This is a genomic window from Demequina sp. B12 (assembly GCF_028823635.1).
Classification (GTDB): domain Bacteria; phylum Actinomycetota; class Actinomycetes; order Actinomycetales; family Demequinaceae; genus Demequina.
In genome coordinates this window covers 15,334-30,084 of the sequence record NZ_JAPEHU010000004.1, presented here as the reverse complement: position 1 = coordinate 30,084, position 14,751 = coordinate 15,334, and the positions used below count along the sequence as shown (strand labels likewise).

Below are 14,751 nucleotides of genomic sequence, written 5' to 3'. Positions count from 1 at the left end.
GCAGCCATAGCTGTTGCGAGGCGGACGGAATCGCCTGTCGACCTGTTGACCTCCGACACCGCGCTGACCGGGCGCCATCTTGAGACAGTCAACTCGTGGCTGGGACACGCGATCCTCCCGGAGAACATCACAGTGGAACGGAGGCAGCGGAGAAGCGACCTTCGTCACGTGATCCAGGACAGCCTTGTCCTCTACACACACGGATTTGCGACATCACCGCGCCCGGCTGGCAGACGCATGCATGTCAACCTCTGGCATGGCTACGGGCCCAAGCGAACCGCAAACCAGGAGTTTCGCAACCGCATCGGGGCGAACGCGATCGCTTCGAACGCCACCTCATGGATTCCGCAGATCATCGAGGACCTATCGATGCGGGATCCACGTGTTATCCCAGGGAATCCTCGTGAGGCCCTCATGAGCCCTGAGCAGACCGGACTTGCCGCAGAACGACTCAACATTTCTGCCCCCTACGTCCTATGGCTTCCGACCTACAGGGAGTCCACGGCTACCCATCACGCGGCCCTCCACGATGGCACCCCGTTCTCAGCCGTCACACATAGTGAAGTGATGGAGACGTTGCGACGGGCTGCCGAAGACAACGGAGTCACCATCGTCGTCAAGCCGCACCCACTGGATTCGTTCGACTGGAGCCAGATGGGCATGCGCATCATCACTGATGCCGAGCTGGCTGCAGCTCGTGTCCCCTTCTACGGACTCATCGGCGCTGCGAATGGAATGGTGAGCGACTACTCGAGTGTTTGGGTTGAATTTATGCACCTCAACAAGCCGATCCTGCTTGTTCTGCCGGATCTTGCTGCCTTCAAGTCCACTCGGGGCCTCAACCAGCCAAACTTCGCCGACTTCATGCAGCCTTGGATTGCGGCCTCACATGACCAAGTTGCGCGATTCATGCAACAGTGCCGCGATGGCGACACTGTCACCTACGACGGTCCTCGAGAGGTGCTCGGGCTCCGCACTTATGACAGCATTCTTAAAGAGTTCGGCGATGCAGTTGCAACACTTGCAACCGAGCGTCGTACTCCTGCGATCTTGAGGAGGGCAGGCGAATGAGCAAAACCGCATTCATCACCGGAATTACCGGCCAGGATGGCTCCTACCTTGCTGAGTTGTTGCTTCGCAAAGGCTACGAGGTCCACGGGCTGATTCGGCGCGCCTCCACCTTCAACACCAGCCGCATCGACCACCTCTATGAAGACCCGCACGACAAGGGCGTGCGCCTGCATTTGCACTACGGCGACTTGTCCGATGGCTCCCGCTTGGTGAGTTTGTTGTCGGACATCAACCCTGACGAGGTCTACAACCTTGCTGCCCAATCGCATGTGCGCGTCAGCTTCGATGAGCCGCAGCACACTGGCGACGTCACCGGCTTGGGCACTACCCGCATGTTGGAGGCGGTGCGCAAAGCGGGAATCGACACCAGGATCTATCAAGCCTCGACGTCGGAAATGTTTGGTGCAACGCCCCCGCCCCAGGGTGAGGACACCCCGTTTTATCCACGCAGCCCGTACGGTGCAGCCAAGGTCTACTCGTACTGGATGACCCGGAACTACCGCGAGGCTTACGACATGTACGCCGTGAACGGGATCCTGTTCAATCACGAGTCTCCGCGCCGCGGCGAGACCTTTGTGACACGCAAGATCACCCGCGCGGTGGCGCGCATTCAGGCCGGCCTGCAAGAGAGCCTGTATCTGGGCAACTTGGACGCGATCAGAGACTGGGGCTACGCACCCGAGTACGTCGAGGGAATGTGGCGCACTTTGCAGGCCGATGCTCCTACGGACTATGTACTCGCGACGGGCGTGGGTATCACCGTGGAACAGTTCTTGGAAGGCGCGTTTGACGCTGCCGGCCTGCAGTGGCGCGACCACGTGAAGTTCGACGAACGCTACCTACGCCCCACCGAGGTCGATGCGCTCATCGGAGACGCCAGCAAAGCCGAGCGCGAACTGGGCTGGAAGGCGACCGTGCATGGGCCCGAACTCGCGCGGCTCATGGTGGAAGCGGACATGCAGGAACTTGCCCACCAAGGAACTCCCTGGATCGACCGTGTTGACCTCCCCAGTTGGGATGCGTAACCGTGGGCTCGACCGCGTTCACCCCCGGCCCGCTTGACCGGGACTCCACGTTCTACGTCGCGGGGCATCGAGGTCTCGTGGGCTCGGCGGTCTGGCGTCACCTTGAAACCCAAGGCTTCACCCACCTGCGCGGCGCGGCTTCCACCGAGCTTGACCTCAAAGACCGTGACGCGACCTTTGCGTACATGCGAAGCGCCCAGCCCCGCTACGTGATGCTGGCCGCCGCGAAAGTGGGCGGCATCCTTGCCAACAACACGTACCCGGTGGACTTCCTGTCAGACAACATCAGGATCCAGACCAACGTGATTGACGCCGCGCTCGACGTGGGCGTGGAACGCCTCCTGTTCCTTGGATCGAGCTGCATCTACCCCAAACTTGCAGCACAACCCATACGGGAAGACTCGCTCCTGACGGGACACCTGGAACCCACCAACGACGCCTACGCCATCGCGAAGATTGCAGGAATCCTGCACGTTCAGGCAGCGCGGCGTCAGTACGGCGTGCCGTGGATCTCCGCGATGCCCACCAACCTGTACGGGCCGAACGACAATTTCTCCCCGCAAGGTTCCCACGTACTCCCCGCGCTCATCCGCCGCTACGACGAAGCCGTCAGGGCTGGGGCAAGCACCGTCACCAACTGGGGCACCGGCTCGCCCCGGCGCGAGTTCATGCACGCGGACGACATGGCCGCCGCGTGCCTGCACCTCCTGGAACACTATGACGGCCCCACCCAAGTGAATGTCGGCACGGGCACAGACGTCACCATCAAGGAGATCGCCCACACCATCGCGGAAGTGACGGGCTTCAACGGCACCACCGCATGGGACACCTCCAAACCCGACGGAACCCCCCAAAAGCTCTTGGACATCTCCACGCTGCGTGACAGCGGGTGGGAAGCCGGCATCGGCCTCACCGAAGGCATGGAACGCACCGTTGCGTGGTACCGCAAACACCGCGACAGTTTGCGCGGATAGACAGCAGCGCTAGTACGCGCCCTTGCCTGCGATCACGGCCCAGACGGTACGCAACACAATCACGGTGTCCCCACCGATCGACCAGTTCTCCGCGTAGTACAGGTCAAGCCGGACACTCTGCTCCCAGTCCAGGTCAGACCGTCCCGACACCTGCCACAGACCAGTAAGTCCCGGCTTCACCAACTGACGCCGCGCCACATCGTGGCCCCACTGCTCCACCTCACTCGGCAGAGGCGGACGCGGCCCCACGATCGCCATGTCTCCCCGAACCACGTTGATCAGTTGGGGCAGCTCATCAAGCGAGAAACGCCGCAGGAACCTCCCCACAGAGGTCACCCGCGGATCGTCACGCATCTTGAACAGCACTTCGTTCCCAGGATCGTCCTCACGGCGTTCCAGCTCGGCCGCGCGCTGGTCCGCATCCGTGTACATGGAACGGAACTTCAGCATGGTGAACTCACGGTGGTTGAGACCCACCCTGGTTTGTCTAAAGAACACCGGTCCCGGACTCGTGGCCTTCACCGCTATGGCGATCACAAGCATCGGCACTGCAGCAAGGATCAGTCCCAAGACCCCCCACACGCGGTCCACGGTGTACTTCAGGACAAACTTGCCGCCACGGAACTGAGGCTCATCCACGTGAAGCAGCGGCAAACCCTCGACGGGACTGACAACGACACGGGGACCCGTGACCTCGGCCATCGCGGGCGCGATGATGAGCCCCACACCGCTGCCTTCGAGCGCCCACCCCAACCGGCGCGCTTCCGTGGTCGACATCTCGTCCGTGCCCGACAAGATCAGAAACTCCGCGTCCACCTGTTTGGCAATCTCCGGAGCATCCAGGATCGAACCGAGAACCGGCACGTCAGCAACATCGTCGGCAAGTTCACCCCGGCTGGTGGGAGGCAGACACACGCCGATGACGTTGTATCCCGCACGTCGCGCGCGCCTGAGGCGTCGAATCATTTCTTCAGACTGCTTGAGCGGGCCAACCACGATCGCCTGCGCCAGCAGATAGCCACGGTCCCGCTGGTGGTGGACCTTGAGACGCCACAAGGCCCGTCCACCCATCAAGGCGAGAGTTCCTAGTGGTAGCGCGAACAGCAGGTACCCGCGACTGATTTCCCACTGCGTCAGAAAGCCCACAATCGCGATAGCAGCGAAGGTCCGGAAGGCAGCACGCAGAATGCGTTGAAACTCTTGTGGACCATGGCCCAGCACGCGGACCTCGTACGCTTTGGCTCCCACCATCTGGACTGCCCACAGCACAGAGATCGCCAAGGTGACAAACCAGTAGGCGGGCGCGGACGGGCCCGCGACTGGCTCAAAGAAATCTGGACCAAAACGCACCAGGTGAGCCACAAGCATGATGGCAGCGATGACGATGACGTCCGTCACTAGTAGGCGGCGGCGGTACTTGCGGGCCCAGCCGTGCCCCCCGCCCATGCGCTCCGTCGACGCAGCCCCGGGGGTGTTGCCTGCGTCAGTCACGGATACCCCCCGGAAGTTCAGGCCTCTTGTTCGCGCCGGCGGCGGCGCACCGCGATGATCACGACGAACGTTCCTGCCGCAACCAGCACCACGGATCCGACGATCAGCGGGGCACTGTTGGACGCACCGGTCGCGGGCAGGTTGTTGCTCGCCTCCGACCCGGTTCCGTCTTCTGCGCCGCTGTCAACGCCAGCGTCAATCACCATCACGGTCGCCGTGGTGTCGATAGCAACCTCAGCGGTGTAGCCCACAATCGTGATGGGGCCGGTGACGTCAGGGGCGTGCACCGTCCAGGTGGCCTTACCATCCACGATGGTTTTGACCTCGGAGACCTGCGCGCCAGCGATCGTGGCATCGGCACCATCAAACTCTGTCTGGATCTGTGCGTCGTCGCCCTCTTCGCCGAACACCGTGCAGGTGAAGTCGGTGACGACAGGCGTCTGCTGCGTCGAGCACTCGAGGTCTGCTTCGGGAGCGGGGTACTCGTCAGCAACCGCGGCTACGGGGACACCCAGAGTCAATGCCACGGCGGCACCAAGAGCTGCAATACGACGGATCATGTTTCCTCAACCTGCTTGAACTACTGTGCGCGGAATGGTCTCCACCGCACACAATTCTAACAATCCGGCGCGCTGACAAGCTCCTGTGTGACGAACATCCCACTCGTGGGACCAGGGGTGATGACAGTAGGGGGCACGGCAACACCCCATGCAGTGGAGGACAGCTCGTAAGTCACGACAGTCGAATCCCCCGGTGACAGCACCACGCGCGATGCGCCCAACGCTCGCCCATGGTGATGTTCAGGATGGAAGGTGGCGGTTTCGCCATCGACAGTGACGCCGTCGATCCCCATGCCCACCGGCGGGTAGACCAGGACATTGGCGTGGAACTCCGACTCTGGGACGTACACCCCGCCTCCCGAGATATACCAGGGAAGATCGGAACTCGATTCTGCATCGAGTCCGTGTCTCAACTCGATGCTCACCGAGGCCCGCACCACATCCCCGTTGGAGCACTGTTCCACCACGGTCTCCACTTCATCGTCGATGTAGTAGCCGATCTTCGACCCCGAACCGTCATTGAGGAACACACCCAGGGCATCGTCACGCTTCATGAAGTCGCCGTCGATTCCTGTGGTCGCAAGCAGCGCTTGTTCGTCGGCGTCTGCGGACCACAGCGCCAGACGCCCTTCGGCAGCAGCCCGCTCAAGCCCAGGCGCCAGTGCCGAGTTCTGGGACGACAACAGGTCTCCAAACAAGGTGCTGGCGGCGAGCGCGAAAAACGCATCCGACTGGTCGGGGTCCTCGAACTCGAAATACACCTGGTTGAGCATGATCTGAGCCACGTTGTCGCCTGTAATGGTGACGCCCGCAACATCAGTTGGCTCCATGCCGGCCAGCATGTATTGCAGCGCCACCGGGTCCACGGACAGCACACCATCGGGCGCGTCGCCGAACTCGCGTTCCCAAAACGCGCTCATCAACTCGGCCGCGCGGGGGAACTCGGGAGTGAAGTTCACGTCCTGCGGATACCAGGCCATACGTTCGGTGAAGATGCGCTGTTCGTCCTCCGTTAGTTCCGCGACAGCATCCTGCGGGGTAGCCATGGCGGCAGCAGACTCGTACTGCACCAACGTCATCAGTCCGTCGTCGATGGACATCTCCAGGATGGCGCCGGGGATGCCGCCGGAGGTTCGGGGCTCGGCATTGTTCTGCACCATGACTGCGTAGGTTCGCTCGCCGTCGGCACCGAGCATTGCGGGCAGCAGTTCCGCGGCCACGTGGGCGCCTTGGATCAGGTAGCCCACCTGCTCCATCTCGCTCGTGAGGCGTGTGACTTGGTCGGCGACCAAGCCGATGGTGCGGGAGGTGTCTAGACCGTCCAGGGCCGCCAGCTCCGTCTCGATGGTGGTTGCCGCGCCCGCCAACGTCTCCCGGTAGGGCTCTAGCACGTATGGGTCGATCCGGCCGTTGTCGATGGGCGGGACTTCCAGGACGGACAGGTCATCGATCTGGGCCAGCGGTTCGAGCGCACCGTCAGCGAGCGCCCCCACGGATGCGCCCGCTTGCTGCACCGGCACCGTCTGATCTTTGACCCATGGAATCCAGGACGCCACTGCCCAGTGCGGCCCGGAGGCGTGGGCAGCGAAGTCGTCGGCAGCGTGCTGGACGTCAAGAACGTGGGCGCTCAACGCATCGGCGTCTCTGTTGCGAACCGCTTCTTGCGCGGCGGAAGCGTGTGCTTCGAGGTCGGTGGCCGCGCCTTGGAGTTTCCAGGCATCCCACCCCAGGAGCCCCACCCACACCAGCACGAGTGTGACGAACCCCATGGTCACCCACGGCCACACACGGCGGCGCTTGTTCGTTGGAGGGGTGGACTCCTGTGCGCCTGGGGGCGGCGACGGTACCGTGGGACTTCCCTGGTGTCCGGACATTCGGAGGGGTCTCCTTTGCGACGAGAGACGGAGTCACTGTGACCAAGATCCTGACCGTATGCACGGGCAACATCTGCCGGTCGCCTGCGGCTGCGGTCCTGCTACGAGCGTACCTGGGGGATGTGGTGCGTCCGGCGAGCGCAGGCACCCATGCCGTGCCAGACGGGCAAGTCCCAGAGCCGATGCTTGCTCACCTTGATGCCAGCGGCTTCGACGCACGCTGCCACCGCGCTCACCAGTTGACGCCCGCCACGGTCAGGGAAGCCGAGGTCATTGCGACGATGACGGTGGCGCACCGCACGGAGGTCGTCAAGATGGCGCCAACGGCGATGAAGAAGACGTTTGCCTTGGGAGAGTTGGCGACGGCGGCACGCCTAGGAGTTCCGCTTGAGGGGGCCGATGTGAAGGCCCGGATCAGCGCATTGCCGGCGGCATTACAGCCTCTCCGGGGCCATCTGACGGCTGCGGGGATTCGCGACATTCCAGATCCGTACCGCAAGAATGCGGCCGCCTACGCGAAGGCCTATTCCATGATCGATGAGGACTGCCAGACCATCGCACGGTGGCTCATGACTGAGCCGCGCTGACGGCTACCGGGGTTCTTGCGCCAAGAATGAGCAGGTGACGATCGCCGTTGCTGCCACGCAGGACACGGCGCCGACGGTGAACCCTTCGTCAAGGATGTTGGCACGGTGGCCCGCGGACTCCATCCAACGCTCCACGACTTCCGCGGGGGTGGCGTCGAGTCGGCTGAGGTTTTCGCCGGTCCGCGCGCCGTCCCCACATCCCACCAGGAGCGCTTCGTGTTGCAGGTCGTCTGCGCCTGCAGCGGTTGCGGCTCGGGGTGCTGCCGCGTCTTTCAAGCATTCGTCCCAGGTAAGCGCCTCGAGGGAGCCCGCTTTCCGCTCGGTGTTGACGGCATCGAACACCTCCAGTGCGTACGCCGCGGTGTCGCGGGATTCTGCGGGCGTCGTCGCCGGCCTCGGGGTACCGCCGCTTTGGCACGCGGCGAGTATGAGCGTGACACCGATGACCCCCGTCACGGCGATACGGCCTGGGCGGCTCACGGGGTGTATCCCTGGAAGATCATCGAGCAGGCCATCCCGCCTACCGAGTCGTCTCCAGTGGCAATCTCGGAATTGTCCGCGGCGGATACCGGCACGCAACCTACCCCTGCGATCTCGAAGGCGGGGTCCACCAGGTTCGGGTACTGCGTGGAGTTCGACGCCCATTGGTCGACCACATCAACGGGGATCTGGTCGGAGCGAGACACGTTCTCCCCTGCATAGTCGTAGTCGCCACAGTCGGCGGGGAGGTCTTCGCGCGGCACCTCGACGGCACCGGGTAGCTGGGCGGCGCGGTCGCGCGCGTGGCCGGATAGACACTCGGATGTCTGGAGGACTGCAACGCCTTCCTCCACCCGCAGGGCGTTCACTGCCCCCAACAGTTCCGTCTCGTAGTCGGCAGCGGAAGGCAGGTCCACGCTGGACGATGACTGGGTGCAGCCCGCGAGCAACAGGGCACCCACCGCCACAAGCGCCACAGTGCGCCGTCGCATCGGCCCGGCGCTCATTCGCCCGCTCCCGCTGTGCGGCGCTCGACGCGCTGTGCCAAGAGTTCGGCGACGTGCATGCCGCGCGTACCGTGCAGGTCTTCTGCCTGGGTACGGCAACTCACGCCGTCTGCCAGGTAGATCGCGTCCTCGGGGGCGCTCCGTAGCGCGGGCAGGAGCGAGTTCTCTGCGACCGCCACGGAGGTGTCGTAGTGGCCCTTCTCGGTGCCCCAGTTACCGGCTAGTCCGCAGCATCCGGAGGTTTCGGTGATGGTCGCTCCGGCAGCTTTGAGGAGTTCCCGGTCTGCGGTGAATCCGGTTACGGAGTATTGGTGGCAGTGAGGTTGGACAACCGCGGTGACGTCGTCGAGTCGCGGTAGTTCCCAGGTGGCGCGCGGCTTGACGGGGGCGCGTCCGGTGAGGACTTCGGCGAGGGTGTAGATCCCGTTGGCGACGGCGTGGGCGCGCGGGTCATTGGGCAAGAGCTCGACCAGGTCTCCACGCAGCACCGCCGTGCACGACGGTTCGATGCCGATGATGGGGATGGAGTTCACCGCCACCGGGCCCAGGACTTCGAGGAGCCTGGTGAGCTGCTTGCGTGCGCCGTCGAGTTGGCCCGTGGAGATCCATGTGACTCCACAGCACGCAGACTGGTCGGGGATCACGACTTCGAAGCCCGCGTCTTCCAACACCGTGACGATCGCTTCCGGCACTTGGGCGTCGAGCCCGTCGGTGAACGAGTCTGCCCACAACACTACGCGGCGTTCGGTAGCGGACTCGGCCCGTGTCGAGGAGGAGCGGGCCGATGCCCGGCGGGCCTTGGCTGCCGCGCTCTTCCGGAACGGGGTCGTGGCGAACGTGGGCAGGTGGCGGCGGCTGTCCATGCCTGCGGTGGAGACGGCGAGCCTCTGGATCCAGCGCGGTTTGAGGATCGCGTTGATCAGTCGCGGGGCGACGCCAACGACCTTGAGCCACCGGGGAAGCCAGCCGATGCTGTAGTGGGTGACGGGCCGCAGCTTGCCTTGGTAGGTGCGGTGGAGCGCCTCCGACTTGTAGGCGGCCATGTCGATTCCGGAGGGGCAGTCGGAAGAGCAGGCCTTGCACGACAGGCAGAGGTCGAGGCTCTCGCGGACCTCGGGTGCCGCGAGTCCGCCGATGAGCTGGCCGTTGATCGCTTCTTGCAGGACCCGGGCACGACCACGCGTCACGTCCTTCTCATCCTTGGTCGCTTGATACGAGGGACACATGAAGCCTGATCCGGAACCGATCGCATCGGCCCTGCACTTGCCCACGCCGGTGCAGCGGTGCAGCGCTTCTGACAGGTCGCCGTGATCGTGGGCGAACGCGAAACCGTCCGTGGCGGGGGTCCGGGGTGCCGTGGGGCGCCGCAAGTCCTGGTCGAGCGGAGCCGGGTCCACCATAATGCCGGGATTGAGGTGTCCTGCTGGGTCGAACAACGCCTTGACCTGGCCAAACAACGCGAGCGCTTCGGGCGAGTACATGTGGTGGAGGAGTTCTCCGCGCGCGCGACCGTCTCCGTGTTCTCCGGACAGGGAACCACCGTGACTGGTGACCAGCGCCGCGGCGTCCTCCATGAAGGCGCGTAACGGCTGACCGCTGTCCTGCAAGGGAATGTCGAGACGCACGTGGATGCAGCCGTCACCGAAGTGGCCGAAGGGCTGCCCGGTGACCTCGTGGCGGGCCATCAGCTCGTCGAAGTCGCGCAGGTACTGCCCCAGGCGCTCCGGCGGCACGGCCGCATCTTCCCAGCCGGGCCAGCATTCCTTGTTGTCCACGCTGCGGCCTGCGAGTCCGGCGCCGTCCGCACGGATCGCCCACAACCGTGCGGCCTCCCCCGCATCGGTGAAGACGGCGACGGAACTGGTCCCGGCATCGGCCTTAATCGCGGCCAAGATCTCTTGAGCTTGGTCTTCTGTGTCAGCACCGACTTCCACGAACAACCACCCTGCACCCGGCGGCAGAGCGGGGATTGCTTGGTCGCCCTTGGCGGCACGGATGCGGTCGATGAGTCGCGCGTCAAGACCTTCGACGGCGTGGGGCTTGTGGGCCATGATCGGCATGACGGCGTCTGCGGCGGCGGGCATGTCGTCGTAACCGAAGGCTGCGGTGATCCGCACGGGAGCGATCGGCACCAGGGCAACGGTGGCTTCGAGCGTCGTCGCGAGGGTGCCTTCCGTTCCCACGAGGAACTTGGCGAGATCTCCACCCAGTTCTGGGAGCAGGTGCTGAAGCGAGTAGCCGCTGACTTGGCGGTCGAAACGACCGAACTCGGTACGGATGAGGCTCAGGTTGGCGTTGACGAGGTCTTTCAGCCCCGGAACGGTGTCGACGCCCTTACGTTGTGCGGTGATGCGTTGGCCGCTTCCGAGCACCGCGTCCAGTTCGATGACGTTGTCCGACGTCTTGCCGTAGGCCACGGCGTGAGGGCCACAGGCATTGTTGCCGATCAGCCCGCCCAGGGTGGCCCTAGTGGTAGTAGAGGGGTCCGGCCCAAAGCGCAGACCCTGGGGCGCGGCGGCCTTCTGGAGTTCGCTCAACACCAGTCCTGGTTGCACGCGCGCGGTGCGCGCTTCCGTGTCGATGCTGAGGACACGGTTCATGTAGCGGCTGGTGTCGATCACCACGGAAGGGCCGATGCTGTTGCCAGCAACGCTGGTACCTCCGCCTCGCATGGTGACGGGGGCGCGGGCAACGCGGGCAGCTTCAAGCGCGGCCAACAGATCGCTGGCATCGCGGGGGAAGACGACGACCTGGGGTGGGACTCGATAGTTGGACGCGTCCGTGGAGTATTCAGCTCGCCTGCGGGCGGAGTCGTCGACTTCTCCGTCGACGGCGGCACGCAAGAGCGCCGTCAAGTCCGTGTGCTCAGGTGCGATCGTCACGGGGTCATTGTTCCACTTGTTGTCCGCGGCAAGGTTTGGCGCAGCTGGCGGCCCTGGAGAGGGCTGCGAGACTGACGCACTGGCCCGCGAATCCCTGCTTGCTCGTTCCCAATAGTGAGAGTGATGTGGATAACCCTGCTCGATTCGTGTGACTTTTGCCACATCATCACTCAGTTGTCACTCCAGTCACATCAGCAACACCCGCAAGTTGATTCTGTGAAATATGTCACTGTTGTCTGGTCCAGCCCTGGCGCTGAGGGGGAGTCACACGGACACCCAGCCACGGCATGGAGGAATCAATGAAACTTCGCAGACGAGCGATCGCGCTGGCAAGCGCCATCGCCCTCGCCGTGGTCGGACTCGCAGCACCTGCGGCTCACGCCGGCGGATCCAAGGGAGGCGACAACGACCAGTCGTCCGGCACCACCACCCAGTGGGTCACGTGGGAAATCCCAGCGCCCGGATGCCCCAAGTTTGACGCCGACGGCGGCAATGATGCGTGGACCACAGGGAAAGCCACCGACCACGTCAATTGGGACGTCTACGGATCCACGGCCTGCAACGACTCCCCCGCCACCACGATGTGGCCCCAGACGTTGGTAGGCAAGAACTCTCACGACAAGGTCGACGGCCTCCAAGAGTGCACGTGGTACCAGGTCGACAAGATGGTCGGCAAGACGAGCAAGATCAATGCCGTCGTGGCCGACAACCAGCTGGACCACGGCGAAGACTGGGGCCTCACCAAGGAGTGGTACTTCCACTACACCGGTGGCAGCAACTGCGGCGGCCCCTCCGGCGAGCCTGCCGAGATCGACCTGTCGCTCTCTTACGTGCCCGCATGCGAGCCCGACGACACCAACACGTGGACCGTCACCAACACCAGCACCCGCGACGTGGAGTTCACCCTCTTCTATAAGAAGGGCGGCTCTTGGAAGCGCGTGCTCACTGACACCGCAACCGCCGACGGTCAAACCGTGGTCGAGACCGAACGCAAGGACGTCAAAGCAAAGATCATCTGGGGTGGAGACGACCTCATCGCCAGCGGCAAGGACACCGCGAAGTCCGGAGCGGACTACAACGGTGCGGACTGCCTCGAAACCGTCGTGGTGCCCACGCCCGTGTGGGTCGAAGACTGCGAAGCCGAGGACGGCGCGTGGACCTACGACGACGAAGCCGAAGGAATCGACTGGGCCCTCTCCGCTGTCTACGGCGGCCAGTACGTCATCGAGGCATTCCCCCAGCCGGGCTACCAGTTCCCTGCAGACGCCGTCACGATGTGGACGGCATACGACACCAACCGCAGTTGCGCGGACGACCAGACCCCTCCCGCACCGCCAGCGGGCGAAGAGCCCCCTGCTGAGGAAGAGCCCCCCAGTGAAGAACCTCCCGCGGAGGAAGAGCCCCCGGCCGAGGAATCGCCTCAGCCTGAGGCTCCTGCGGAAGACAGCGGTAACGCGTCAGAGGACGAGGACCCCATCGTGACCGCCAGCGGCGTGCTCAGTGCCGGCGCCGTCACCAGCACTGGAGCCGCACCTGCCGCCACCCCTGTGCGAGGCACCGTGACCTACACCGGGTAATACGCGGGTGCTCATCACACCTCAATGAGCACTCCGGCACCTTCGGGCCCCACTGCTACGGCAGTGGGGCCCGAACTGTTTCCCGGGCAGGCTGAGTAACGCTTTAGTGTCGCTACCACGGACTAAGGTCACGATTGTGGAAATAATCGTGTGATTTTTGCCACACGAGCCACTTGCTGTCACATGCGTCACTTCCGTCACATGCTCACGTTGCGCATGTGAGAAATCTCACTAGCGTTGAAGGCATGTTGAGGTGACCTGGGGTGCCATTTGGGGGACACCCAGCCTCGACGGGGAGGCAAGAGAATAATGAAGCTGAGGGTAAAGATCGCAGCAGTATTGTCTGCGACAGCGCTAGCAATCGTGGGGTGGGCCATTCCCGCCAACGCGGCAGATCTTGGAACAGGGCTGAAGGTGTTCCAAGCACTCCATAAAGAAGCCACCGCTGATCCGTCAGCGACACCCACCGATGACGGTGGAGGCGGCGATGACGGCGGAGGTGGCAGCACTGAACAGCCTCCTGCCACCTCTGAAGAGTCCACAGATACTGGCGATGACGCCGGTACGGAAGAAGAGGCACCCGCCGAAAGCACAGAGGACGGGACTGGTAGCGACGAGTCGACCGAGGAAGACCGCGCTCCTCCTGCCGAGGACTCAGCCACGGAAGACAGCACCGAAAGCGAAGAGCCTCCCGCTACCGAAGAAAAGAGCCCCGAAGCCCCGAGCGCCAAGTCGCTCGCCCCTGAAAGCACAGACGACGAGAGCAGCGAGCGTGTCCGTGTTTACCACGAGTGGTACACCTGGAAGATCAACGGCGAGTGCGACAAGTTCAATGCGACGACAGCGGGTGTTTACGGCCAGAACGCCGGCACCTACTCCTGCAACGACAACCCCGGCAACCAGACACTCGTCGGCAAAGGTGAGGCTACCGATCGCCGCCTCAGGGACAAGATCGAGGAATGCACCTGGTATCAGGTAGACAAGTACCTCGGAACTCGTGAAGCGATCGACGCAGTGATCGAGGACGGGATCCTCACCCACAATGGCGGAGACTCATGGGAAGACGACGCACTGACAGTCGCCTCTGGCCAGTGGTATTTCTACTACGGCGGTGACGACGAGAACGGATGCGAAGAGCCGACATACGTCGACATCTGCAAGAAGGTTCAGGGCAAGTGGACCGTCGTCAGTGTCACGGAAGAACAAGCCAACGACGAGTACAAGGACAACCCCCGACCCGTCGCAGGCGACAAGCCCTGCGGTGAAGCCACCGGCAAAGTCACGATCTGCCACGCAAACAACGGAGCTAAGGAGTATGTGGAAATCACGATCTCGTGGCACGCGATCGGCAACAAGCTCCAAACCGGCGGCGACAACCTCGACCCAATCGAGTTCGACGACGAAACCTCTGGGAATGGTCACGGCTCGCAAAAGGGCGTCCACATCGACGACATCATCCCAGCGTTCACTGTTCACGACGCAGGCGGAGGAGTCCTGTACAACTTCGCCGGTTACAACTTGGAAGACGGTGGACAGGCGATCCTAGACAGCGGGTGTCAGCCACCGGAGGACGTGTGTGAACTGATCAACGACAACGTCGACGTCGACCAGTCAGCAACCACCTTCCGCCACGGACGACGATGACGACAACGACGACTACGACCGCAGCAAGTGCAAGGTCGAAGTCGACCTGTGCCACTGGGACAACAGGAAGGACAAGTTCT

12 protein-coding genes are annotated in these 14,751 nt (G+C 63.5%); 6 read left to right on the top strand and 6 right to left on the bottom strand.

Features of this window, described 5'->3' with window-relative positions:
- The first annotated feature begins 237 nt into the window (after nucleotides 1–237).
- The 3 genes from ON058_RS09510 to ON058_RS09500 are packed head-to-tail and all read left to right on the top strand — an operon-like array spanning nucleotide 238 to nucleotide 3,070.
- On the top strand, nucleotides 238–1,071 hold the full coding sequence (locus tag ON058_RS09510; protein WP_342453046.1) for a CDP-glycerol glycerophosphotransferase family protein: 834 nt from the start codon (nucleotides 238–240) through the stop codon (nucleotides 1,069–1,071).
- Entirely contained in the window at nucleotides 1,068–2,096 is a 1,029-nt protein-coding gene (gene gmd, locus ON058_RS09505; RefSeq protein ID WP_274668817.1) for a GDP-mannose 4,6-dehydratase, read from the top strand. Before ON058_RS09510 ends, gmd begins: the two co-directional genes overlap by 4 nt.
- Nucleotides 2,097–2,098: 2 nt before the next feature.
- On the top strand, nucleotides 2,099–3,070 hold the full coding sequence (locus ON058_RS09500; protein WP_274668816.1) for a GDP-L-fucose synthase: 972 nt from the start codon (nucleotides 2,099–2,101) through the stop codon (nucleotides 3,068–3,070).
- A gap of 9 nt (nucleotides 3,071–3,079) precedes the next feature.
- On the opposite strand, the gene ON058_RS09495 is transcribed toward ON058_RS09500, so the two are convergent.
- Genes ON058_RS09495 through ON058_RS09485 form a run of 3 tightly spaced genes read right to left on the bottom strand, consistent with a single transcriptional unit; the run spans nucleotide 3,080 to nucleotide 6,995 of the window.
- Nucleotides 3,080–4,561 (bottom strand): sugar transferase, encoded by a 1,482-nt coding sequence (locus tag ON058_RS09495; RefSeq protein WP_274668815.1) that lies wholly within the window; start codon nucleotides 4,559–4,561, stop codon nucleotides 3,080–3,082.
- A 17-nt stretch (nucleotides 4,562–4,578) separates the two neighbouring features.
- Nucleotides 4,579–5,121: a hypothetical protein gene (locus ON058_RS09490; protein ID WP_274668814.1), complete on the bottom strand. Its 543-nt coding sequence runs from the start codon at nucleotides 5,119–5,121 to the stop codon at nucleotides 4,579–4,581.
- A gap of 56 nt (nucleotides 5,122–5,177) precedes the next feature.
- Entirely contained in the window at nucleotides 5,178–6,995 is a 1,818-nt protein-coding gene (locus ON058_RS09485; RefSeq protein ID WP_274668813.1) for a DUF4012 domain-containing protein, read from the bottom strand.
- A gap of 38 nt (nucleotides 6,996–7,033) precedes the next feature.
- Here ON058_RS09485 and ON058_RS09480 point away from each other — a divergent pair, with 38 nt between their 5' ends.
- The gene (locus ON058_RS09480) at nucleotides 7,034–7,582 is read left to right on the top strand and encodes a hypothetical protein (RefSeq protein ID WP_274668812.1); all 549 of its coding nucleotides are present in this window, start codon (nucleotides 7,034–7,036) and stop codon (nucleotides 7,580–7,582) included.
- 3 nt (nucleotides 7,583–7,585) lie between these two features.
- Here ON058_RS09480 and ON058_RS09475 read toward each other — a convergent pair whose 3' ends face one another.
- From ON058_RS09475 to ON058_RS09465, 3 genes are read right to left on the bottom strand one after another with little or no spacing between them, the layout of a single operon-like run.
- Nucleotides 7,586–8,062: a CAP domain-containing protein gene (locus ON058_RS09475; protein ID WP_274668811.1), complete on the bottom strand. Its 477-nt coding sequence runs from the start codon at nucleotides 8,060–8,062 to the stop codon at nucleotides 7,586–7,588.
- Nucleotides 8,059–8,553 (bottom strand): CAP domain-containing protein, encoded by a 495-nt coding sequence (locus ON058_RS09470; protein ID WP_274668810.1) that lies wholly within the window; start codon nucleotides 8,551–8,553, stop codon nucleotides 8,059–8,061. The genes ON058_RS09475 and ON058_RS09470 overlap by 4 nt, the downstream gene beginning before the upstream one ends.
- An 11-nt stretch (nucleotides 8,554–8,564) precedes the next feature.
- Nucleotides 8,565–11,450, bottom strand: a complete 2,886-nt coding sequence (locus ON058_RS09465; protein ID WP_274668809.1) for an FAD-binding and (Fe-S)-binding domain-containing protein — start codon at nucleotides 11,448–11,450, stop codon at nucleotides 8,565–8,567.
- 299 nt (nucleotides 11,451–11,749) lie between these two features.
- Here ON058_RS09465 and ON058_RS09460 point away from each other — a divergent pair, with 299 nt between their 5' ends.
- Both ON058_RS09460 and ON058_RS09455 read left to right on the top strand, forming a co-directional pair.
- Nucleotides 11,750–13,027 carry a hypothetical protein gene (locus tag ON058_RS09460; protein ID WP_274668808.1) on the top strand — a complete coding sequence of 426 codons (1,278 nt, stop codon included), beginning with the start codon at nucleotides 11,750–11,752 and terminating at the stop codon, nucleotides 13,025–13,027.
- A gap of 309 nt (nucleotides 13,028–13,336) precedes the next feature.
- Complete coding sequence (locus tag ON058_RS09455; protein ID WP_274668807.1) at nucleotides 13,337–14,671, top strand: hypothetical protein; 1,335 nt, start codon at nucleotides 13,337–13,339, stop codon at nucleotides 14,669–14,671.
- Nucleotides 14,672–14,751: the final 80 nt, after the last annotated feature.